This window comes from Pannonibacter sp. XCT-53 (assembly GCF_009915765.1).
GTDB lineage: Bacteria > Pseudomonadota > Alphaproteobacteria > Rhizobiales > Stappiaceae > Pannonibacter > Pannonibacter tanglangensis.
In genome coordinates this window covers 2,960,453-2,983,682 of the sequence record NZ_JAABLQ010000001.1, presented here as the reverse complement: position 1 = coordinate 2,983,682, position 23,230 = coordinate 2,960,453, and the positions used below count along the sequence as shown (strand labels likewise).

16 protein-coding genes are annotated in these 23,230 nt (G+C 68.1%); 3 read left to right on the top strand and 13 right to left on the bottom strand.

The features are described from left to right. Positions 1 to 109 precede the first annotated feature (109 nt). From GWI72_RS13235 to GWI72_RS13215, 5 genes are all read right to left on the bottom strand, one after another. Complete coding sequence (locus GWI72_RS13235) at positions 110 to 2,539, bottom strand: methyl-accepting chemotaxis protein (RefSeq protein ID WP_161708885.1); 2,430 nt, start codon at positions 2,537 to 2,539, stop codon at positions 110 to 112. Between the two features lie 287 nt (positions 2,540 to 2,826). After that, complete coding sequence (locus GWI72_RS13230) at positions 2,827 to 4,524, bottom strand: cache domain-containing protein (RefSeq protein WP_161708884.1); 1,698 nt, start codon at positions 4,522 to 4,524, stop codon at positions 2,827 to 2,829. Positions 4,525 to 4,736: 212 nt separating this feature from the next. Next, on the bottom strand, positions 4,737 to 6,452 hold the full coding sequence (locus tag GWI72_RS13225; RefSeq protein ID WP_161708883.1) for a methyl-accepting chemotaxis protein: 1,716 nt from the start codon (positions 6,450 to 6,452) through the stop codon (positions 4,737 to 4,739). Between the two features lie 287 nt (positions 6,453 to 6,739). Further along, the gene (locus GWI72_RS13220; protein ID WP_161708882.1) at positions 6,740 to 8,455 is read right to left on the bottom strand and encodes a methyl-accepting chemotaxis protein; all 1,716 of its coding nucleotides are present in this window, start codon (positions 8,453 to 8,455) and stop codon (positions 6,740 to 6,742) included. 176 nt (positions 8,456 to 8,631) lie between these two features. Further along, the gene (locus GWI72_RS13215; RefSeq protein ID WP_161676656.1) at positions 8,632 to 9,408 is read right to left on the bottom strand and encodes an SDR family NAD(P)-dependent oxidoreductase; all 777 of its coding nucleotides are present in this window, start codon (positions 9,406 to 9,408) and stop codon (positions 8,632 to 8,634) included. A 151-nt stretch (positions 9,409 to 9,559) separates the two neighbouring features. Here GWI72_RS13215 and GWI72_RS13210 point away from each other — a divergent pair, with 151 nt between their 5' ends. After that, a complete protein-coding gene (locus GWI72_RS13210) occupies positions 9,560 to 9,757 on the top strand; it encodes a (2Fe-2S)-binding protein (RefSeq protein WP_161676655.1) in 198 nt (65 codons plus the stop codon). Positions 9,758 to 9,828: 71 nt separating this feature from the next. After that, the gene (bfr, locus tag GWI72_RS13205) at positions 9,829 to 10,314 is read left to right on the top strand and encodes a bacterioferritin (protein ID WP_161676654.1); all 486 of its coding nucleotides are present in this window, start codon (positions 9,829 to 9,831) and stop codon (positions 10,312 to 10,314) included. 3 nt (positions 10,315 to 10,317) lie between these two features. Here the strand turns inward: bfr and GWI72_RS13200 are convergent, their stop codons facing one another. The 4 genes from GWI72_RS13200 to GWI72_RS13185 all read right to left on the bottom strand — a co-directional run bounded on the left by GWI72_RS13200 (position 10,318) and on the right by GWI72_RS13185 (position 14,534). Continuing rightward, the gene (locus tag GWI72_RS13200) at positions 10,318 to 11,016 is read right to left on the bottom strand and encodes an ATP-binding cassette domain-containing protein (RefSeq protein WP_161708881.1); all 699 of its coding nucleotides are present in this window, start codon (positions 11,014 to 11,016) and stop codon (positions 10,318 to 10,320) included. Next, positions 11,016 to 12,731: an ABC transporter permease subunit gene (locus GWI72_RS13195; protein WP_161708880.1), complete on the bottom strand. Its 1,716-nt coding sequence runs from the start codon at positions 12,729 to 12,731 to the stop codon at positions 11,016 to 11,018. Before GWI72_RS13195 ends, GWI72_RS13200 begins: the two co-directional genes overlap by 1 nt. Continuing rightward, positions 12,728 to 13,957 (bottom strand): ABC transporter substrate-binding protein, encoded by a 1,230-nt coding sequence (locus GWI72_RS13190; protein WP_244314240.1) that lies wholly within the window; start codon positions 13,955 to 13,957, stop codon positions 12,728 to 12,730. The genes GWI72_RS13195 and GWI72_RS13190 overlap by 4 nt, the downstream gene beginning before the upstream one ends. 103 nt (positions 13,958 to 14,060) lie before the next feature. After that, positions 14,061 to 14,534 carry an Lrp/AsnC ligand binding domain-containing protein gene (locus GWI72_RS13185; protein ID WP_161676650.1) on the bottom strand — a complete coding sequence of 158 codons (474 nt, stop codon included), beginning with the start codon at positions 14,532 to 14,534 and terminating at the stop codon, positions 14,061 to 14,063. Positions 14,535 to 14,663: 129 nt separating this feature from the next. On the opposite strand from GWI72_RS13185, the gene putA reads away from it, so the two are divergent. After that, entirely contained in the window at positions 14,664 to 17,792 is a 3,129-nt protein-coding gene (gene putA, locus GWI72_RS13180) for a bifunctional proline dehydrogenase/L-glutamate gamma-semialdehyde dehydrogenase PutA (RefSeq protein WP_161708878.1), read from the top strand. Between the two features lie 232 nt (positions 17,793 to 18,024). Here putA and GWI72_RS13175 read toward each other — a convergent pair whose 3' ends face one another. The 4 genes from GWI72_RS13175 to GWI72_RS13160 form a co-directional block, all read right to left on the bottom strand. Next, positions 18,025 to 18,879: a DUF1186 domain-containing protein gene (locus GWI72_RS13175; RefSeq protein WP_161708877.1), complete on the bottom strand. Its 855-nt coding sequence runs from the start codon at positions 18,877 to 18,879 to the stop codon at positions 18,025 to 18,027. A 253-nt stretch (positions 18,880 to 19,132) separates the two neighbouring features. After that, on the bottom strand, positions 19,133 to 21,604 hold the full coding sequence (gene hrpB, locus GWI72_RS13170) for an ATP-dependent helicase HrpB (protein ID WP_161708876.1): 2,472 nt from the start codon (positions 21,602 to 21,604) through the stop codon (positions 19,133 to 19,135). 30 nt (positions 21,605 to 21,634) lie between these two features. Continuing rightward, entirely contained in the window at positions 21,635 to 22,681 is a 1,047-nt protein-coding gene (gene glk, locus GWI72_RS13165; RefSeq protein WP_161708875.1) for a glucokinase, read from the bottom strand. Continuing rightward, complete coding sequence (locus tag GWI72_RS13160) at positions 22,678 to 23,148, bottom strand: methylglyoxal synthase (protein WP_161676645.1); 471 nt, start codon at positions 23,146 to 23,148, stop codon at positions 22,678 to 22,680. Before GWI72_RS13160 ends, glk begins: the two co-directional genes overlap by 4 nt. Between the last annotated feature and the right edge of the window lie 82 nt (positions 23,149 to 23,230).

Below are 23,230 nucleotides of genomic sequence, written 5' to 3'. Positions count from 1 at the left end.
GGAGGACGGCCGAGAGGCGCAGACGGAGCGGGGAGGCCCGGCAAGGAGCCGGAGGGCCGAAGTGCCCGCGTGCCCCGCTCCGGGTGCCCGGCCCTCGCGCCCTCTTGTCTCAGGCTGCGGCCACGGCGGAGAGGAACCGGTCCACCTCCTGCCGCAGGTGCTGGGTCTTGCCATTCAGGTCGCTGGAGGCCGACAGCACCATTTCGGCCGACCGGGCCGTCTCGTCCACGGCCTTGGCCAGCACGCTGACGTTGCTCGAGACCGAGGTGGTGCCTGCAGCCGCCACCCGCACGTTCTGCGAGATGTTGGAGGTTGCCGCGCTCTGCTCGGTCACGGCCGAGGCAATCGACCCGGTGTAGTCGTTGACCTGATCCATCACCCGCGTGATCTCGCCGATGGCATGGGCGGAGTCCTCCGTCGCCTGCTGGATGGCCGAGATCTGTGTCGAGATGTCCTCGGTGGCGCGCGAGGTCTGGTTGGCCAGTTCCTTCACCTCGGCAGCGACCACGGCAAAGCCGCGGCCCGCCTCGCCGGCGCGTGCCGCCTCGATCGTGGCGTTGAGCGCAAGCAGGTTCGTCTGGGCCGCGATGCTCTGGATCAGGGTGACCACCTCACCGATCTTCTCGGCTGCGGCTGCAAGGCTCGCGACCTTGGCATTCGTCTCGCGGGTGCCGACCGTCGCCTCGTTGACGATCCGGGTCGTGCGCGACACCTGCTCGCCGATCTCGTTGATCGAGGCGGCGAGCTGCTCGGCCGCTCCGGCCACGCTGTCCACGCTGCCCGTGGCCGCGCCGGCAGCGGTCTCGGCCTCGTCGGCCCGCACGGCGCTGGTCTTGGCGATGTCGGTCAGTGACCGGGCCGTCGAGCCGAGCCCCTGCGCGGTCCCCTCGACCGAGCCGATCAGGTCGCGGGCCGTGGTGCGGAATTCCGCGATCAGCCGCTCGATGGTTTCCTGACGCCGGCGCTGCGCCTCCGTTTCGGTCTGGGTGCGGGCCTCGAGGCGCATGCGTTCCAGCGCATTGTCCTTGAACACCTGCACGGCCCGGCCCATGTCGCCGATCTCGTCGGCGCGGTCGAGCCCCTGCACCTCCGTCGCCGTGTCCCCGGTCGCCAGCCGGCGCATGGTGGCGGTCATGGAGCGGATCGGTCGGGTGATCGCGAGGTTGAGGCTGAAGGCGAGGCCCAGACCGAGCAGGCCGGCCGCCACCACGGCGACCGCGATGGTGGTCACCGCCATCTCGCCGGCTGCCCGGTTTGCGGCCGACTGGCCGCGCGCGAGGCCGGTCGCCGTGTCCTGCAGCGCCAGCGTCAGCCGGTCGAGTTCGGCCCGGTTGGTTTCGAGGTCCGCCTTCGCGGTGCGGATGGCGGCAAAGGCAGCGGCATAGGTGTCCAGCGCCTGCGGCATCGCGACAATCGCGTCGGCGGCAGCCGGCACGTGCTGGCTGGCGCCGTCAAGCTGCATGGCATGCATGCCCAGCATGTCGATCTCGGCTTCCACTGCGTCCGGGGCCACGTCGCCCATGCCGGTGAGGAAGCTGGTGGTGCCGTTCTTCACCGTCGAGATGGAACTGGCGATCTCCAGCGCCTGCTGGCCGATCGTCGTCAGGTCCGCCAGCTTCTGCTGCATCAGGTTCGACGCGTTCAGGGCTTCGTCCAGTGCGGCATAGATCTTGAAACGGGCATCCGTCGTCTGGGTCGCCAGGCTGGCCAGCCGGTCGGCCACGTCCTTCTTCTGGCCCATGCGGTTGAACAGGTTGGTCTCGTCCAGCATGGCCGGCAGCAGCGTGCCCAGCGTCTCCGCAGTCCGGGTCATCGCCACGCCGTCTGCCTCCGGCAGCACCTTCAGACGCGAGCCGGCGAGGCGCGCAGTGTCCGCGTTGATCTTTGCAAGCGAGGCCTCGATCTGCGCCCGAAGCTCTGGCGTGATGTCGCCGAGCTTGAACTCGGAACCCCGGCCGAACATCGGCAGCAGCAGGTCGATCTGGGCCTGCAGCTCGGCACCGGTCCGCCCCAGCTTGCGCAGGTCGTTCTGCGCGGCCTCGGCAAGGACAGAGGCATCGGCGGCATCGCGCTGCTGGCGCTGCAGCTCGTTGCCGATGGTCCGGGTCAGGCTGTCGAGCTGTGCGGTCGCCTGGTCCACGACCTTGAGCTTGTCGGCCACGGCCTGGCTGTCGGCCTGCACGGCGGCGAAAGTCGTGCCGAAGGCGGCAACCTTGGTCCGGGCGGCTTCAACGCTGGCGAGCGCGTCCGGATCGCCCGCAAGCTTTGCCGCAAGGCCGGACAAGGTGGTCTCCAGCGCCCCGAGGCTGGCCGTGACGTCTGCAGCGGCTTGCGTGCCCGGCTGGCGCAGGAAGGCCTCCCGGTCCGCCGACAGGCTCTGCAGGTCGGTGATCGAGGTCAGGGCCCGATCCGAGATTTCGCTGCGCTGCGAAAGACTGGCCAGCGTGTAGATCGCCGTTACACCAATGGCGCCCATCAGAAGCAAAATCGAGAAGAATCCGCCGGAGACCTTGTAAAACAGGCGAATGTTGTTAAACATCCGAACGAATCTAGTCATACTTGCCTCGTATAAAGTAGAGATGACACGTTAACTCTGATTCTTTCTCCCATGAATGGCTTAACAGGTTGTATCTTGCTGCCGTTACGGAGTTGTCACATTTGAAAGCTTAGCAAGTTAAGAGAAATATTGTCATTGGCATAAATGACCATTTCCGTAGCGTCCGCGGACGTGTCCGGCTTTCCGGTTCGGCAACGAGATTTTTTGCGTTGCACAAAAAAGAAAGGGCCCCGAAGGGCCCTGTCCGCGTCATGTTCGGTCGAAAGGTCTCAGGCGGCAGACACTGACCCGACGAATCGGTCGAAGGCTGCCCGCAGGCGGTCGGTCTGCTCGCTGACCCGGCTGGAGGCGGTCAGGACCTGTCCTGCCGCTTCACTGGTCTGGTTGACCGATGCGGCCAGACGATGGATGTCCTGCGACACGTCCATCGTGCCCTGGGTGGCCTGCTGGACATTGTGGCTGATCTCGTTCGTGGCCGCGCCCTGCTGCTCGACGGATGCCGCGATCTCGGCCGTGTACCCGTCGACGGTCTGCATGGTCTGGGCGATCTCCTGGATTGCCTGCACCGCCTCGCCGGTCGAGGCCTGGATGGCGGAGATCTGCGAGCCGATCTCTTCGGTTGCCTTCGAGGTCTGGTTGGCCAGTTCCTTCACCTCCGCCGCGACGACCGCGAAGCCGCGTCCCGCATCGCCGGCGCGGGCAGCCTCGATCGTGGCATTGAGGGCGAGCAGGTTGGTCTGCTCCGCGATGGCCTGGATCAGTGTCACGACCTCGCCGATCTTGTTGGCGGCCTGGGCAAGCGAGGAGACCTTCTGGTTTGTCACCAGCGTGCTCTGGGTCGCCTTGGCCACGATCTGGCTGGTGCGTGCCACCTGGCCGCTGATCTCGGCGATCGACGCGGACAGTTCCTCGGCGGCACTGGCCACCGACTGGACGTTGCTGGACGCCTCGGTCGAGGCGCTGGCGGCGGTGGTGGTGCGCTCGGAGGACTCGCGCGCGATGCCGGTCAGGGTGCCGGCGGTCGCCTCCATGTCCCGCGTGCTTTCGCCGACGGCCGACAGCAGCTGATCGACGGTGCTGCGGAAGTCGCGGATGGCTGCCTCGACGCGGGCCTGCCGCTCCAGCTGCGCCGTCTGCTCGCCGGCCTGGGCTGCCTGCAGCTGGTTGCGTTCCCGGGCGTTGGCCTGGAACACGGCCACGGTCCGGCTCATGTCGCCGATCTCGTCACCGCGGTCGAGGCCCGGCACGGTGATGTCCACGCCGCCATCGGCCAGGGCCTGCATGCTCTGCTGCAGTGCTTGCAGCGGCCGGGTGATCGAGCGCACGATCAGGAAGGCGACGCCGGCGAGGACGGTCAGCAGGGCCACGTCGAGGCCGAGCCGGGTGCGGAAGTCGGCCCAGAAGATCGCCGACAGGTCATCCATGTAGACGCCGGTCAGCACGAACATGTTCCAGGGGCGGAAGGCTTCGAAATAGGAGATCTTGCCGACCGGCGTGTCGCTGCCGGCCTTCGGCCAGACATACTCCACCGTGCCCTTGCCGACGCGTTGCGCCAGATCGCCCATCTCCTTGGCAAACAGCTTGCCGTTCGCGTCGGCCAGCTTCGTCTGGTCCGTGCCGACCAGGTCCGGCCGGGCCGGGTGCATCACCACCGGATAGCCCGGCCCCATGCTCTGCACGACGAAGTAGTTGCCGCCGCCGTAGCGCATGGCGCGCAGGACGTCGAAGGCGCGCTCGCGCGCCTCGTCGGTGCTGAGCTTGCCCTCCTGCGCCATCTTGTAATGATCTGCCAGCACGCCGATGGCCGTTTCGGTCAGGCTCTGCAGCTCGGCCTGCTTCAGCTCGGTCAGGCTCTGCGACTGACGCCAGGATTCGACGCCCATCAGGCCGGCAAGGCCGAGGGCAAACAGGAAAAGCAATCCATAAAGACGATAGCCGATTGAAATCTTACGCTGGGTGATATTCACGTGCCGATCCCCCGTTGAAAACATGGAAGGATCTTGCCGCCCGCACCGGTTAAGCGAACACTAAACCGGTTTCACATGTCGCATTTCGTTGAAAAAAAGTAATCCTGCGCTGCAGGCATCGCCCCTACAATCTGGAAGTGTTTCCTTGCAGTGAAATTCCGCAAAGGTAGAACAGACGGCAGGGCGCGCCGCCGTCTGTCGATCTGATTCGGTCAGGCGGCGGCCACCTGGGCAAGGAAGTCGTCGATTTCTTCCCGCAGGGTCTTGGAGCGGTCGGACAGGGTCCCGGCGGCATCGAGCACGAGTTCTGCCGACCTTGCGGTCTTGTCCACCGCCTTCGACAGGACGGCCGTGTTCTCGGAAGCTGCGTTGGTTCCCTTTGCCGCTTCCTGCACGTTGCGGGTGATCTCGTCGGTGGCCGCGCCCTGCTGCTGCACGGCGACCGCAATGGCGTTGGTGTATTCGTTCACGTTGTCGATCGTGCGCGTGATCGCGGAAATTGCGGTGACGGCCTCGTTGGTCGCGCCCTGGATCGCGGAGATCTGCGTGCCGATCTCCTCGGTGGCCCGCGCCGTCTGGTTGGCCAGCTCCTTCACTTCCGCAGCCACGACCGCGAAGCCCTTGCCGGCCTCGCCGGCGCGGGCTGCCTCGATGGTGGCATTCAGCGCCAGCAGGTTGGTCTGGGCGGCAATCGCCTGGATGAGGGTCACCACCTCGCCGATCTTGCTGGCGGAGGCAGCCAGACCGGACACCTTCTCGTTCGTAACCCGCGTGCCTTCGCTGGCCTGGGCGACGATCGTCGCCGTCTGGGTCACCTGCCGCCGGATTTCCCCGATCGAGGCGGCCAGTTCTTCCGAGGCGCTAGCCACGTTCTGCACGTTGGTGCTGGATTCCTCGGAGGCCGACATGGTCTCCAGCGCCCGCCGCGAGCTGTCGCCGGCGATTTCGGTCAGCGTCTGCGCCGTCTCCATCATGCTCTTGCCGGTATCGGCGACCGCGCCCAGCATCGTCTGCACGGTCGAGCGGAAGCCGTCAACGAGGGCCTGGATCCGGGCCTGGCGCTGCTGCTCGACCGCGGTGGCGCGTTGCTGCTCGGCCGCCAGCCGGTGACGTTCCATGGCCCGTTCGCGCAGGGTCTGTACAGCCTTGGCCAGCACGCCGATCTGGTCGCTGCGCTCGGTGAAGGGGATGGACTGTTCCAGCCGGTCGGCCGCGATCTCGCCGGTGACATTCGCCAGCTGCGTGACCGGACGCAACAGGATGCGGGTCAGGGCCACCGTGACGCACAGGACCACAGCGACAAGCGGCAGCAGCGTCAGGGCCAGGGTCTGCAGCGTCTCGTAGACCGTCGCGGTCAGCTTGTGCTTGGCCGTTGCCACGGCGACAAGTCCCACGGGCATGCCGTTGGACGCGGTGAGGGGAAAGTAGTTGGCAAGGTAGTCCGTGCCGAGGATCGTCACCTCGCCGGAGAACGGTTCGCCCCGTGCGACGCTGGCATAGGCGTCGCTGTTGCGTCCCAGCGGCGTGCCGACGGCCCGGCGCCCGCTCGCGTCGACCACGCTGGTGGCCACGCGGATGAAGTCCGCAGCGGTCGGGTCCCATTTGAAGATCGTCATCGTACCACCAGTGATCCGGCTGAGGTCATCAACCAGTCCGCTGGAGGACATGTCCGGCAGGGTGTCAACCGCGATCCGCGCCAGACTGCCGTCCGCCGTCCAGGTGATCTGAATGGCCGGATGGTCGCGTGCCATCAGCAAGGCGGCTGCGGCGAGATCCTTGGCCTTCTCGTCCTCGGCGCGCTGCTCGGCGGCGGCCGATACGATCCGGTACATGATGCCGCCCACCGTGAGCAGCGACAGGACGAGCAGAAGCGAGCTTGCTGCAGAAATGACGGTAACAATGCCTAGTCGGTTCAGTGCCGTTGTCATCGGACCTTCCTCCGTGAAGTATCCGACGCTATGAAAATTATGGTTAATGGATTGTGAACCAAATTAATAAATTGGAAATAAGTATTTTACCGTACGATTTTTTCTATCAGAAATGATGTTTTTTGCTTCAACTATATTTTATTATAGTCAAATTTGACGTTGCTGTCTCTGCGGTAGTCCTGACAGAAATGGCATGTCCGTCGGGGTCATACGTTCGGCACGGCTCCATACGAAAAGGCCGGCCGGCGCGGGGCGCCGACCGGCCTTTGCCGATTCGGTTGGGCAGGTCAGGCGGCCGCCACATCCTGGAGGAAGCCGTCAATCTCCTGCCGCAGGTCACTCGTCCGGCGGGACAGTGTGTCGGACGCCGTCAGAACCTGTTCCGCGGACCGCGCCGTATCGTCCACCGCCTTGCCGAGCTGCTGCACACTGCCCGAGACCGCAGTTGTTCCGCGGGCAGCCTGCTGCACGTTGCGCGAGATTTCCGTCGTTGCGGCGCCCTGCTGCTCGACGGCGGAGGCGATCGCGTTCGTGTAGCTGTTCACCTCCTCCATCGTGCGCGTGATGGCGGCGATGGCGCTGACGGAATCCTCCGTCGCAGACTGGATCGCCGAGATCTGGGCCGAGATCTCTTCGGTGGCCTTGGAGGTCTGGTTGGCCAGTTCCTTGACCTCCGCCGCGACCACGGCGAAGCCCTTGCCGGCCTCGCCCGCGCGGGCGGCCTCGATGGTGGCGTTCAGCGCGAGCAGGTTGGTCTGTTCGGCAATGGCCTGGATGAGGGTCACCACCTCGCCGATCTTGGCAGCGGAGGCCGCAAGCCCCTCGACCTTCTCGTTGGTGATGCGGGTGCCCTGGGTTGCCTTCTCCACGACCGTGGCGGTCTGGGACACCTGACGGCGGATCTCGCCGATCGACGCGGCCAGTTCCTCTGCGGCGCTGGCCACGGTCTGGACATTGCCGGACGCCTCGCTGGTTGCCTGCTGCGTTTCCGTCGCGTGCCCGGCGCTGCCGCGGGCGATCTCGGTCAGGGCCTGTGCCGTGGTTGTCAGGCTGCCGGCGGTCTCGGCCACGCTTGCAAGCTGCGTGCGGATGCTGGCCCGGAATTCGCCGATCAGTGCCATGGTCCGGTTCTGCCGGTCTGTCCGCTCGGCCTCGGCGGCCTCCTGGGCGGTTGCCAGGTCCCGACGTTCCATCGACTTGATCTTCAGGGTGGCCACGGCCTTCGCCATCACGCCGACCTGGTCGTTGCGCTCGACGTAGGGGATCGTGACTTCCAGCATGTCGTCCGCGATCTGCTCGGTCGTCCGCGCCAGCTCCGTGACCGGGCGCAGCAGGCGACGCGTCAGCAGGGCTGTGACGCCGATGACGACCAGGATCACCGGCACGGTTGCCATCGCAAGGCCAGACATCGTCTCGTTCACGCCCGCCATGATGCTGCCGCGCTCGACCCCGGCATAAAGCAGGCCGATCGGCTGGTTGCTCGCGGACACGATCGGCTGGTAGATCGCGAAATAGGGCTTGCCGAGGATCACGGCCTCACCCTGGAACGTCTGCCCGCGGACAACAACCGGATAGACCGCGCCGGTCTTGCCGAGCGGCGTGCCCACCGCGCGGGTGCCGTCCGGCTTGACGATGTTCGTGGTCTTGCGCACGTAGTCCTGCTGGGCCGGATCCCAGGCGAACAGGGTCGCCGTGTCGCCGGTCATGCGTCCCACCGTGTCGATCATCGTGTGGTTGTCGAAGGCAGGGAGGCTTTCTGCCTCGATGCGCTCGACCGAGCCGTCGCGGCCCCAGCGGACCTTCAGCCCCGGCACGTCGCGCTCCAGGATGGTGGCGGCGACGCGCAGGCTCGTGTTCTGCTCGTGCACCGCCATCCGCAGCGCCTTCTCCGTCATGAAGAAGTGGACGATCACGCCCACAACCAGCAGCGACAGGATCACGAGTGTCGCCGAAGTCGCTGACATGACGGAGGCAATCGACAGGCGGGAGAACAGGGATTTCATGGCGCAACTCATCAATGAGATCGGTTGTACCGTATGGTGAGCCGATCAAATTAATGTCAGGTGAATCACTTAATTCCTGATCACAGCGCCGTGAATTCCTTCATCTCCGTCGCTTGCGGCGGCCTGAAAACGCGAATGCGATCAATCAATACTGTCAAAAATGACGATCATGATTGCTACACATGCTGGCCGCCGTTGATGTGGATCTCCGCGCCGGTGACATAGGCCGAAGGCGCGCTGCACAGGAAGTGGATTGTGTCCGCCACTTCGCTCGGCTGTCCGAGCCGGCGCAGCGGAATGTCGCTGATCAGCTTCTCGGTCCCCGGCGACAGGATCGAGGTGTCGATCTCGCCGGGGGCGATGGCATTCACGCGGATGCCGTGCGGGCCGAAGTCGGCCGCCATTTCCCGCGTCAGCGCCGCGAGCGCCGCCTTCGACGTGGCATAGGCGGTGCCGGCGAAGGGGTGGACGCGCATGCCGGCGATCGAGGTCACGTTGACGATGGAGCCCCGGGCGGCCTCCAGCTCCTTGAACAGGCCGCGTGCCAGCATGATGGGTGCGAAGAAATTCACCTGGAACACGTGCCGCCAGATGTGCATCGGCGTGGACAGGCTGTCGAGCCGCTTGCCGCCGTCGTCCTTGGGGCTGATGCCGGCGTTGTTGACCAGCGCCTGCAGCCTGGAGCCGTTGGCCTCCAGCCGGCGGCGGATTTCCTGCACCGCGTAGCCGAGGTTTTCCGGATCGGAAAGATCTATCTGGATATGATCCTCGGGTCCGGATGGCCAGGGGCATTTGGTCGAGAAGGCATGGCGCGAGCAGGTGATGACGCGCCAGCCTTCGGCGGAGAACTTCTTCACGGTTGCATGGCCGATGCCACGGCTCGCACCGGTCAACACGATGGCGGGACGCGGGTCCTGGGCGGGAGTGGAGGCAGGCGCATGGGGATCGGACATCGGGCGGTCTCTTGCAGGAGGAGGGGCGGGGAGGCTCAGATAAAGTTGACTCGGAGACGAAACTTTAGTTTATGCCGCGCGGTCATTCTATGACAGACTTGGCAGCGGACAGGGGCCGGTGCAAGGGCGCTGCGGATAACAAGACCAGGCAATGATCATCTGTTCGTGCAACGTACTCTCCGACAAGCAGCTGCGCGAGGCTGCGGAGGAAATGCGCTCCGACCCCGATGCGCGGCTGCCCACGCCGGGCGCCGTGTTCCGCAAGCTTGGCTGCCGGCCGCGCTGTGGCGGCTGTTTCCCCAATGTCATCGACATCATCCACCAGAAGCCGTGTGACAAGACGCCCTGAGGCCGGCGGGGCTCTGGAACAAACGCGTCGCCGGCGCTATGTCGTCGGAACAGGATCAGGGAGAGACAGGCATGAAGGGCGACGTCAAGGTCATCGAATATCTCAACCGCGCGCTGCGCCACGAGCTGACCGCCGTCAACCAGTACTGGCTGCACAACCGCCTTCTCGACGACTGGGGCTTTTCCCGGCTGGCCCGCAAGGAGCGCGAGGAATCCATCGAGGAGATGCAGCACGCGGACCGGCTGATCGAGCGGATCATCTTCCTCGAGGGCCTGCCCAACCTGCAGACGCTGGACCCCCTGCGCATCGGCCAGTCGCTGAAGGAAGTCGTGGAATGTGATCTCGCCGGCGAATATGCCGCCCGTGCGCTCTACCGCGAAGCCCGCGAGGTCTGCCGGGATGCGGCGGATTACGTCACCCAGAAGCTGTTCGAGGACCTTCTGGCCGACGAGGAAGCCCATATCGATTTCCTCGAGAGCCAGCTCGAACTGATCTCGCGCATCGGCATCGAGCAGTATGGCCTGCTGCAGGCCGAGCCGGCGGACGCCGCCGACTAGCAGTCAGCCCTCCAGCGTGATCACCGGTCCGCCGGCGGCGGCCGCATCCTGCGGATCATGCGTCACCAGCACCACCGGCAGCCCGGCCGACCGGGCGGCCGTGAACACCAGGCGCCGGATGCCGTCCCGGGTCCCGGCGTCGAGGGCCGAGAAGGGTTCGTCCAGCAGCAGGGCCTGCGGCTGCGACAGCAGCACCCGGAGCAGCGCGACGCGCGACTGCTGCCCTCCCGACAGCGTGTCGGGCGACCGGTCCGCAAAGCCCTCCAGGCCGGCGTCCGCAAGGGCCGCCTCCACCTGCCGGCGCCGGTCGGCGCGGCTGCCGCCGCCGGTCAGCCCGAACAGCAGGTTCTCGCCGACGCTCATGTGCGGAAACAGCAGCGGCGCCTGAAACATCAGGCCCATCCGCCGCTCCTGCGGCGGCGCGCCCGTCAGGTCCCGCGCGCCGAGCAGGATCCGTCCGGCCAGCGCGAAGGGCGGCCGCACGAAACCCGCCAGGGCGAGCAGCAGGCTCGACTTTCCGCTGCCCGATGCGCCCATGACCGTCAGCACCTCGCCGCTTGCGATCTCCCGGTCCAGCCGCACCAGCGGCCGTCCGGCCAGCGTCAGGCAGACATCCTGCAAGCGGAGCGGGCCGGGCCGGGCAGGAGCGGCAGCGCCAGTGGGGGCAGCGCCAGCGGAGGCAGCAATGGGGGCGTGCGGCATCAGGTCGGTCTCCGGCCATGAAGACGGGGCAGCAGCAGGCGCGGGGCCAGCGCGGCGGCGGCAAAGGCAAGGCAGGGCAGCAGCAGCTGCATCAGCGCATGCACGGCGATGAGAGGCCGGTTGCCGCCGCTGGCCAGCGCCACGGCCTCGGTCGTCAGGGTCACCACCCGCCCCCCGCCGATCAGCAGGGTCGGCAGATAGAGGCTCACCGACACGGCCAGTCCAAGCGCCAGCGCCGTCGCCAGTGCCGGCAGCATCAGCGGCAGCCGGATCCGCCAGAACACGCGTGCGCGACTGGCGCCAAGGCTCGTGGCGACCTGCTCGAACCGCGGGTCGAGCGCCGACCAGGGATCGCGCAGCGACAGGAAGACATAAGGCAGCACGAAGACCAGATGCGCAAGCATCACCGCCGGCAGGCTGCCGTCGAGGCCGATGTCGAGGAACAGCACCTGCAGCCCGAACAGGAACGCGACCTGCGGCACCAGAAGCGGCAGGAACATCAGCCGGTCCAGCCAGCGGGACGCGCGGCCATCCGCCCGCTCTGCGTCGTGGCCCGCGTCCTTTTCTTCCCCCTGCCGGTCCTGCAGCAGCGCAACGACCAGGACGCCCGCCACAAGGCTTGCAGCGAGGCCGGCGGCCAGCGTGGTGCTGATGGCCGTGCCAAGGTCGGGGGCTGCCTGCAGCCAATGGGTGGCGACGATCCGGGACGGCAGGAGGTCGGGATAGCGCCAGCCGGCGGCGACCGACCACAGGACGAGAGCCGCAAGCCCTGCCAGCGCCAACAGGGCGAGCGCGGCCACCAGGACCAGCACCGTGCCCCGCACGATCCCGTCCTTGCGGGCCCGCACGCCCCGGCTGCCCAGGGTCCGCCAGAGGCGTGCGGCAAGGCGTTCCCCTGCGATACAGACCGCGATGGCGGCAAGGCTGACCCCGAGCTGCAGCACCGCGCCGGCGGCTCCCTTCAGGCGCAAGGCCAGGTCCGGATCACCCATCCAGCGTGTCACCTGCACCGCCAGCGTCGGCGGCAAGGTGGGGCCCAGGATGAGCGCCATGTCGACGACCGATGTCGAGAAGGCGAGCACGGCCAGCACGGGCAGCCGCATCTGGCGATAGAGCGGCGGTGCGACCGCGAGGCAGAAGCCGGCAACCCGGCCATAGCCAAGGCTCTGTGCCAGCCGCATCCGGGGCTGTGCGTCGATCTGGTTGAGACCGGCCAGGGCCATCAGCAGAAGGAAGGGCACTTCCTTCAGCACCAGCCCGAGCACCAGCGAGAGGCCGAGCGGGTCTTGCAGGATCAGCCAGTCCGGCGGTCGGGCCAGATCTGCATCGAAGGGGGCTGCCAGACGGATCAGCAGGCCCGAGGGCGCGATGACCAGCGCCAGGCCGAGGGCGGCAGCGGCATGCGGCACCGCCAGAAGCGGCGACAGCAGCCGGCGCAGGCCGGTGAACGGCGCGCTGTCCAGCCATCCGGCGAGGAGCACGAGCACCAGCGCCAGCGACAGGGCCGTGGCCGCGAGCCCGGTGCCGAGGCTGAGGAGGACGGAGCGTGCCAGCCCCGGGGTCTCCAGCAACTGTGCGAAGGGCGCAAGCGACGGGCCGGTGGCACCGGCCGCCGGCAGGATGCCGAGCGCTGGCAGGCCCGTCCAGACCAGGCCGAGCGCGATCGGACCCGCCAGGACCAGGGCAACGAGACCGGGAACCGGCCGCAGCCTCACTGCACGCCGTAACGCTTGGCCCAGGCCGCCTCGAGCGCGTCCATCCAGCTCGGATGCGGCTCCGGCAGCGTCGGTCCGAGCGCTTCGGGGCCAAGACCGGCTGCGCCCCGGTCGATGGCGGCAAACCGGGCCCTGTCGGCGTCCGGCAGGGCCGCCACGTCCAGCACGGTCGGGTCGCCCCAGACTGCCGGATCCTCCTTGCGCGCCTGGGCCTCGGGCGACAGCAGGAAATTCGCCACCACCTTGGCCCCGGCCGAGGCCGAGCTGTTGAAGGGAATGGCGACGAAATGGGTGTTGCCGATGGTGCCGCCCTCCAGCACGAAGCTGCGCACCGTGTCCGGCAGTTCGCCGGCTGCAATCGCGGCCGAGGCATCGCCCGGATTGAAGCTGAAGGCGATGTCGATCTCGCCATCGGCAAGCAGCTGGCGCAGTGCGGCTGCCGAGGCCGGGAAGGCCCGTCCGCTGCGCCACAGATGCGGGTGCAGCGCGTCCAGCCAGGCGAAGAGCTTGGCCGTATCGGCGTCGAACCGTGCCGGATCAACCGGCTGCTGCAGACGTGCAGGATCGTCGATCAGGGTGGCCAGCGCCTGTTTCAGGAAGGTCGAGCCATGGAAGTTCGGCGGCTGCGGATAGGTGAAGCGTCCCGGGTTCGCCTTGGCAAACTCGGCCAGCGCCTGCAGCGAGGCCGGGGCTTCGGCCAGTCTTGCGCTGTCATGCATGAACACCAGCTTCGCCATGCCCCAGGGGCTTTCCAGCCCGTCGGTCGGCACGCCGAAGTCGCGCCGCACGGTCGGCTTGCCCTCGACATCGACCAGCGCCCAGTTCGGCAGGCGTTCGGCCCAGGCCCCGGCCTGCAGCAGGCCTTCCCGCTTCATGGCCGCGAAGTTCTCGCCGTTGATCCAGACGAGATCCACCGCGCCGCCACTGGTCTTGCCGGCGGTCTTCTCGGCCAGCACCCGCGCGACCACATTGGCGGTGTCATCGACCTTCACGTGTTCCAGCGTCACGCCATACTGCTCTTTCAGCTCGCCGGCGACCCAGTCGATATAGGCGTTGATGCGCGGCTCGCCGCCCCAGGCGTGGAAATAGACGGTCTGGCCCTTTGCGTCCTCCTTGATGCCGGCCCAGTCGTCCGGCCCGGCCGCGAGGGTGGGGCCCGTCGCCAGGACCGCCACGAGGGAGACGGCGGCAAGGCCCTGCAAGAACCGGCGGCGGATCACCTGCATCGAAACAACTCCCTGAACCTGCATCATCTTTGCTGAAAGACTTGGTGCCGTGCCGCCTCGATGACGGTCAACACACAGCTCCGTGACGCTGGCACGCGCCGGCTCAGATGGGAAGCACATGCGTGTCCTTCACGTCCTCCATCACCGCATAGGTGTGGGTTTCGCGCACGCCGGGCAGGTTGAGGATCACCTCGGCGAGAAACTGCCGGTAATGCGTCATGTCCCGCACCCTACTCTTCACCAGATAATCGAAGCCGCCGGCCACCATATGGCATTCCAGCACCTCCGGAGACCGCGAAACGGCGGCGGCGAAGGCGTCGAAGACGTCCGCCGTCGTCTTGTCCAGCTTCACCTCGACAAAGACCAGCAGCGACAGGTTCAGCTTCTGCGGGTTCAGCTCCGCCGTGAAGCGCAGGATGTAGCCGTCGCGGATCAGGCGCTTCATCCGGTCGGCGGTGGCAGTGGGCGAAAGCCCCACCTTGTCGGCCAGATCGGTGGTGGTGATGCGACCGTCGGTCTGCAGCACGCCGAGGATCTTTCGGTCGATCCGGTCAAGATCCGGGGAATTGTCGGTCATGACGCCCTTCAAAATTTGTTTTTTCGGAGAATAGGCCCAAAATACCCGGAAAAGAAGGCATAACCGCTGGTATCTTCGCGGAAAATCAGGTTGCCGCCGGTTTTTCGGCGGTGAAAGCGGAGAATCCCCGTGCAGTCGGTCAACGCCCTCAACGCCCTCGAATCCACCGCTCCCTTCCGGTCCGACTTCGCGCCGGAGGATGCCGATCTCGTCAAGCGCATGCTGGCCGAAACGCGGCTGTCGCCGGATGCGGAATCCCGCATCGACGCCAAGGCCACCGACTACATCCAGACCATGCGCGCCACGCGCTCGGGCCTTGGCGGTGTCGAGGACTTCATGCGCGAGTTTGGTCTGACCACCCGCGAAGGCCTTGCCATGATGGTGCTGGCCGAGGCGCTGCTGCGCGTGCCGGATGCGGCGACCGCCGACAAGCTGATCGAGGACAAGCTGGCTGCTGCCAAGTTTGGCGAAGGCGACGGCATGAAGTCCGACACCTGGCTGGTGTCCGCCTCGTCCTGGGCGCTGGGCATCACCTCGCGCCTGCTGCACCCGGGCGATACGCCGGACACCATCCTGGCCTCGCTGGTCAAGCGCCTCGGCATGCCGGCGGTGCGCACCGCCACCAAGCAGGCGATGCGCCTGCTCGGCCACCAGTTCGTTCTGGGCGAGACCATTTCCAAGGCCCTGTCGCGCGCCAGCGGCCAGGAGCCGAAGGGCTACCGTTTCTCCTATGACATGCTCGGCGAAGGCGCGCGTACCCAGGACGACGCCGACCGCTATTTCCGCTCCTATGCCGACGCCATCGAGGCCATCGGCAAGGCCGCCGGCGACAAGCCGCTGCCGGACCGTCCGGGCATCTCCGTCAAGCTGTCGGCCCTGCATCCGCGCTACGAGGCGACCAAGGGCAAGCGCGTCGAGACCGAGCTGCTGCCGAAGGTCCTCGACCTCGTGAAGATGGCCCGCGGCTACAATCTCAACTTCACCATCGACGCGGAAGAGGCCGACCGGCTCGAGATCTCGCTCGACCTCATCGCCGCCATCGTCGCGCATCCCGTGCTGGACGGCTGGGACGGCTTCGGCCTTGCGGTGCAGGCCTACCAGAAGCGCGGCCGCGAGGTCATCGACTGGCTGATTGACCTGGCCCGCCTGCACAACCGCCGCCTGATGGTGCGCCTCGTCAAGGGCGCCTACTGGGATACGGAAGTGAAGCGCGCGCAGGAGCGCGGCCTTGCCGACTATCCGGTCTTCTCCCGCAAGGCGGCGACGGACCTGTCCTATCTCGCCTGCGCCCGCCGCATGCTGGCCGCGCGCGATGTGCTCTACCCGCAGTTTGCCACGCACAACGCCCTTACCGTTGCCCAGATCCAGGAAATGGCCGGCAACCAGGGCGGCTACGAGTTCCAGCGCCTGCATGGCATGGGCGAGAGCCTCTACAAGTCCGTGGTCGAGCGCGACGGCTTCCCCTGCCGCGTCTATGCGCCGGTCGGCGGCCACAAGGATCTCCTCGCCTATCTCGTCCGGCGCCTGCTCGAGAACGGCGCCAATTCTTCCTTCGTCTCCATCGTCGGAGACGCTTCCATCCCGGTGGGTCAGATGCTGCAACGTCCTGGTGATATCCTCGAAGGGGGCGACCGCGCCCGCAACAGCTCCATTCCGCGCCCCGAAGGCCTTTACGGCAGCTCGCGCGCCAACTCTGCCGGTCTCGAGCTTGGCCATGCTGCCGAGCGGCAGCAGCTCCTGGCCGGCATGGCGGCCGTCGGCCTGCCGGCCGGCACGGCCCGCCCGCTGGTTCCCGGCCACGAGGCCACCGGCGCTGCCCGTCCGCTGCGCTCGCCCATCGACGGCAGCCTGGTCGTCGGGGAAGTGATCGAGGCGGACGTATCCCTCGCCTCTGCCGCGATGGTCGTTGCCGCCAAGGGCTTTGAGGGCTGGTCGCGCACCCCGGTCGAGACCCGCGCCGCCGCGCTGGAAAAGATGGCTGACCTCATGGAAGCCAGGCGCGACCGCCTGATGACGCTGCTGGCCGTGGAAGCCGGCAAGACGCTCTCGGACGGTATTGCCGAGATCCGCGAGGCGGTCGACTTCTGCCGCTATTACGCCGCCGAGGCCCGGGGCCTGTTCGGTGAAGGCCGGCTGATGCCGGGGCCGACCGGTGAGGAAAACCGCTACCGCCTGCGCGGCCGCGGCGTCTTCGTCTGCATCTCGCCCTGGAACTTCCCGCTGGCCATCTTCCTTGGTCAGGTGGCCGCAGCGCTCGTCGCCGGCAACGCCGTGGTCGCCAAGCCGGCCGAGCAGACGCCGCTCGTCGCCTTCGAGGCGGTGAAGATGCTGCATGAGGCCGGCGTGCCGGAAGAGGCGCTCGTGTTCGTGCCCGGCGATGGCCGTGTCGGCGCCGCGCTCACCGGTCACCCGCATGTCGGCGGTGTCGCCTTCACCGGTTCGACCGAGACCGCCTGGGCGATCAATGGCGCGCTTGCCACCAAGCGTGGGCCCATCGTGCCGCTGATCGCCGAGACCGGCGGCATCAACGCCATGCTGGTGGACGCGACGGCCCTGCCGGAACAGGTCTGCGACGACGTCATCACCTCGGCCTTCCGCTCGGCCGGCCAGCGCTGCTCGGCCCTGCGTCTCGTCTATCTGCAGGAAGATGTTGCCGATCACCTGATCGAGATGATCGAGGGGGCGGCCAGGGAGCTGGAGCTGGGCGATCCGCGCCTGACGACCACGGACATCGGTCCGGTGATCGACGCCGAGGCGCGCGACAACATCCTGTCGCACCTTGCCCAGATGGACAAGCTCGGCCGCATCAAGTTTGCCGGCAAGGTTCCCGGCGGCGCGCTGTCCGGCGGCACCTATGTCGCCCCGCATATCGTGATGCTCGACCGTCCGGAAGACCTCACCCGCGAGGTCTTCGGCCCGGTGCTGCATGTGGTGCGCTACAAGGCCAAGGACTTTGACGCGATGCTCGACAGCATTGCGGCCACCGGCTACGGCCTGACCCTCGGCGTGCACAGCCGCATCGACGCGACGGTGAAGCGCGTCGTCGACCGCCTGTCGGTCGGCAACGTCTACGTCAACCGCAACACCATCGGCGCGGTCGTCGGCACGCAGCCCTTCGGCGGCTCGGGGCTCTCCGGCACCGGCCCGAAGGCAGGCGGCCCGGCCTATCTGCAGCGCTTTGCGCTGGAGCAGGTGGTGTCGATCAACACCGCAGCCTCCGGCGGCAACGCCTCGCTGCTCGCCCATTCGGGCGAGTAAGCGTCCCTCCGTTTGTCCCGGACCCGGCAAGAGGTCCGGACAAGTCAGGCCCCGGCCCGTCGGACCGGGGCTTGGTGCACCTGCGCCCCATCGCAGACCAAAAGAACAAGCCGCCGTGGGTCTCTCACGGCGGCTTGCGCATTTCGGGCCGGGCGAGGCGACCGGTCCGGGCTGGGGGCTGGGGGCTGGGGCTGGTGCTGGTGCTGGGGCTGGGGTCGGCAGCGGCCCCGGATCAGTCCTTCTCGAACGGCGTCTCGTCCTCGGCAGCCGCGAGGAAGGGAACCTCCTCCCACTCGGCCTCGTCGCCATCCCAGGACCAGTCGCGCAGCGTGTCCAGTGTGTGCTCGAACGGATAGAAGCGGTTCGACGCCAGCCAGGCCGCGTGGTTCGCCTCGTTTTCCGCGCCCAGCCGGGCAGCCTTGAGGTGATGTCCGAAATCCTCCGGATCGGCCGGGCGGAAGCCGCCCTCGTCCATGGCGATTGCCCCCGAGGTGAACAGCGGGTCGATCACCGGTGCCAGATCGGCAAAGCCCAGATCGCCGGCAATCGCCACATAGGTGCCCCAGAGAAAGCTGTCCGGCTCGGGCCGGACCGTGTCCGGGAAACTTGCGAGGAACCCGCGCGCATGCTCGCGCGACACGGCGCCGGCCAGCACGCCATGGGCCCAGGCCACCATCATGGCGTCGCGGGCAAAGGCGTCGGCGGCCCGGTTGGCGATGCCGGCTTCCAGAGCCGCAAAGTCGCCGGGGTTCAGGGCGATCAGGATTGGTCCCATGGTCTCGGTCATGGCGTCGCCGAACAGCGATTCCAGGTCCTGCGTCTCGCTCTGCAACAGCCGCAGCAGCGGCTGGAAGGCCTCGGTCGCGCGCTGCTCGGCCAGGATGTGCAGGGCGACGAAGCAGGCATCGCCCTTGGTGTCGTGCTGGCTCAGCGCGCCGGTGCCGCCATTGGCCCGGTCCTCGACGATTGCCATCAGTCCGGGTCGTGCCGCGTCCGGTGTGGCAAGGCAGGCGGCAATCGCGGCTTCGGGGAAGCCTTCGCCAGCGGTGAAGGCATCGATCAGGCTGGCTGCGTCGAGCGCGGTCATGGGGGCAGATCCTGTCAGTTGGAACGGGTCGTCTGGAATGGGTCGGGAGGAACGGTCGGCCGGGGGAGGCCGGCGAGACGGTCCGGGTTGCGGGCGTCGCACGGGGCGCCCGGTTGGAATGCGGCCCGGACGCAGCCCTGATCCGTCCCGGATCGGGGCGGCCGGGCGTCGGCAGGCCGGCGCATGCCGCTGTCTTATCACGCCGCTGCCGCCGTGGCGATGACGGTTGCACCAGCACAAATTGACCGGAGCGTCACGTTCCCCTAGGTTTTGCCCGGCGCGTTGCCTCGGCATTCAGCGGATCGTCCGGCCAGGGATGCTTGGGATAACGGCCCTTCATCTCGCTCTTCACATCCGCCCAGGAGCCTGACCAGAAACCGGGGAGATCGCGGGTGATCTGGATCGGCCGGTGCGCGGGCGACAGCAGCTCCAGCGTCAGCGGAATGCGGCCATTGGCGACCGAGGGATGCTGCGCCAGGCCGAACAGCTCCTGCACCCGGATCGAGATTGTCGGTCCGGCCTCCGAGCCGTAGTCGATCGGCACGCTGGAGCCGGTCGGCGCGGTGAAATGCGAGGGCGCCAGCCGGTCCAGCTCCGCCGCGCCGCCATAGCCCAGAAGCCCCGCCAGCGCGTTGCCCAGCACCTCGGCCGAGACATCGCCGACCCGGCTGCGGCCGGCGAGATAGGGGGCCAGCCACGCCTGCATCGTCGCCCCCAGCGCCGCGTCCGACAGGTCGGGCAGGGTGGTCTCGCCGGCGGCCCGGACAAAGCCGGCCCGGGCGCGCAGCCGCAGCTGGTCGTTGCTCCAGGGCAGGCGCGCGACGCCCCGGCGCGCCAGTTCCTCCACCAGCGCGGCGGTGACCAGCGCCGGGTCCGGGGCACTGATCTGGCGGCTCGCCAGCTCCAGCGCCCGCATCCGCCGCACCCGGCGCGCCCGCACGGCGCCGGAGGGCTCCAGCTTCACCTCGTCTTCCTCGGTGATGTCGGCGACAAACAGCGTCTCGATATCATCAAGGCCGAGCGGGGCGGCCAGCAGGATGCGTCCGCTCGCAGCCTTGCCCTGGATGTCGGCCACGGCCAGGAAGGGCTCGGCGGCCAGCGCCAGCTCTTCCGGCATGTCGGCGCCGCGCCCGTTGGCAAGACGGAAGCGGCCGCGCTGGCCGCGCTGCTGTGCGACGCGCTCGGGATAGGCCAGCGCCAGCACCTCGCCGGCCTGTTCGGGCAGATCCGCATCCTGGCTTCCCCGGCTCCGCCCGGCCAGATCGCGCCAGCGGGTGGCCAGCGCCCGGGCGTCGCGGGCGCGCGGGCTTCCGTCGGCCCTGAGGCGCCGCACCCGCTCGCGCAGGTCCACATCCTGCCCGCCGAGGCCCGGCTCGCTCAGGATCGCGGCGACATCGGCCGCCAGCCGGCCGAGGCCCAGTCCTTCGGCCTCCACCAGCATGTGCGCCAGTCGCGGTGCAAGCGGCAGCCGGGCGAGGCGCTTGCCATGCGGCGTCAGGCGACCGGCGCCGTCCAGAGCGTGACAGCCTTGCAGCAGGCTGCGTGCTTCCTGCAGGGCGGCGGCGGGAGGCTGGTCGGGAAAGCTCAGGCTGGCCGGATCGCTGGTGCCCCAGGCGGCCAGGTCCAGCAGCAGCGAGGAGAGGTCGGCCTCGAGGATCTCGGGCCGCTCGGCGGCGGCCAGCGCCTGTGTCTGCGCCTCGTCCCACAGCCGGTAGCAGACGCCCGGTTCGGTTCGCCCGGCGCGGCCGCGCCGCTGATCGGCGGTGGCGCGTGCGACGCGCACCGTTTCCAGTCGCGTCAGCCCGGTCTGCGGCTCATAGCGCGGCACCCGTGACAGCCCGCTGTCGATGACGACGCGCACCCCCTCGATGGTCAGCGAGGTCTGGGCGATGGAAGTGGCCAGCACCACCTTGCGCAGGCCCGGTCCGGCGGGCCGGATCGCCAGATCCTGCGCCTTGCCGTCGAGCGCGCCATAGAGCGGGGCAATCTGGACCGTGGGGCCGACCTGGCCCTCCAGCATCTCCGCCACCCGGCGGATCTCGCCCTGTCCGGGCAGGAAGACGAGCAGCGACCCGCTTTCCTCGGCCAGCGCCTTGCGGATGGCGCGAACCACTTGCGGCTCGATGCGCTCGTCCGGACTGCGGCCGAGGTAGCGCGTCTCCACGGGGAAGCTGCGGCCCTTGCTCTCGATCACCGGCGCATCGCCGAGCAGCCGCGCGACGGAGGCCGCATCCAGCGTCGCCGACATCGGCACCAGTCGCAGGTCGTCGCGCAGCGCGCCCTGCACGTCGAGCGCCAGCGCGAGGCCAAGGTCGCCGTCCAGCGAGCGTTCGTGGAATTCGTCGAAGAGGACGCAGGCGATGCCGGGCAGTTCCGGCTCGTCGAGGATCATGCGGGTGAAGACACCCTCGGTCACCACCTCGATGCGCGTGCGGGCCGAAACCTTGGCATCCATGCGCACCCGGTAACCGACCGTCTCGCCGACAGGCTCTCCCAGCGTCTCCGCCATGCGCCGCGCCGCCGCACGCGCGGCCAGCCGCCGGGGTTCCAGAACGAGGATCCGGCGGCCGTCGGTCCAGTCGGCGGTAAGAAGCGCCAGCGGCACGCGCGTCGTCTTGCCGGCACCGGGCTCGGCGACGAGCACGGCCGAGGAGCTGCGCTGCAGCACGGAGAGCAGCTCCGGCAGCACCGCATCAATCGGCAGGGGAGCAGGAGCCTCGGCCAACGGAGAAGGGCCTTTCCGGCTTGCGCCCGCTCAGTGCGGCACGGTCAGGGCCCCGGCCCGGGTCCATTGCCGGCCGGCGGTGCCGACCGCGAACAGGGCCGGCGTGCGGGCAAAGGCCGCAAGCCCTTCCAGCGCCGGGTTCGGATGCCGGATCAGGAAGGTCGGGATCGAGGCCATCAGGCCCGCATGCGGGGCCTTGGCCTCGAAGGCCGCCCGGAACCCGCCGTCACGCAGGTAGTCGGCAATGTAGGACGTCACGCCCCCGGTGATGTAGACGCCGCCGCGCGCCAGCACGGTCAGGGCGAAATCGCCGGCGACACGGCCGAGGCAGCGGGCAAAGACCTGCAGCGTTTCCACCGCCACCGGATCGCCGTCGCTGGCGGCACGGGTGATCTCGGCCCCCTTGCGGAAGTCGCGGTCGGCCTTGCGCGCGGTGGCCACGGCCCGGGCCAGCATCGGCAGGCCGGTGCCGGAGAGAAGCTGTTCGGCGCCGACGCGCCCGCCGGCGCGCTCCACATGCGGCCAGATCAGGAAGTCGTCGTCGGTGACGGGGCCAAGCTCCACATGGCCGCCTTCGCCCGGAACCGGGATCCAGGTGTCGGCCGCATGGATCATGGCGGCCGCACCGAGCCCCGTGCCCGGTCCGAGCACGAACTTGGACGCCCCGGCCAGAGCCGTGCCGCTGCCGATCTGCTCGATGTCGGCGCCTGCCAGACCCGGCAGCGCCAGCGCCTGCGCCTCGAAGTCGTTGAGGATCACCACGTCTTCCAGCATCAGGCTGTCGATCATCTGCAGCGGCTCGACCACCCAGTGGGCGTTGGTCAGCGGGATCCGGTCACCGGTGACCGGCCCGGCCACGGCGATGATCGCGCTGCGGGGCTGCGGCGCGCGGGCCTCGGCGATCGAGGCCTGGATCGCGGCGGTGATGTCCGGATAGTCGGCGGTGGCGACCGCCGGCAGCGGCAGCGCCGGCTGCGTGGCGTCCATCACCAGCGCGAAGCGGGCATTGGTCCCGCCCACGTCGCCGACCAGGACGGGAAAACGGAAACCGCGCGGGCGCGAGGAGGAAAGGCTCATGGGCGGAGATCCGCAATCTGGGGCGTGGTCGAAGTGGACGAAAGGCCTGTCAGCCGGGCCGAGCGCAGCAGGATCTCGGCGGTGGACAGGTTGAGAGCCATCGGGATGTCATAGACGAGGGCGAGGCGCATCAGCGCCTTCACGTCGACATCATGCGGCATGGGCGAGAGCGGATCGACGAAGAACATCAGCCCGTCGAGCTGGCCTTCGGCGATCATGGCGCCGATCTGCTGGTCGCCGCCGAGCGGACCGCTCTTCAGCCGGGTGACGTCAAGCTCCGGGCAGGCATCCTTGATGCGGCCGCCGGTCGTGCCGGTGGCGACCAGGCGAAACCCGGACAGCTTGTCGCGGTTGCGCTCGGCAAAGGCGACAATCACGTCCTTCTTGGCGTCATGCGCGACGAGCGCCAGAACCGGCCTGTCAACATCCGAGCCGTCAACAGGGTGTTCCGAGCCGTTTGCCTGCATGCCGTCGTCTCCCGTCCCAGGGGGCACCTTGCCCCCGTTCCGTCTGGTTCGGGACAGCTTTAGCGATTTCAGCCGGCAAACG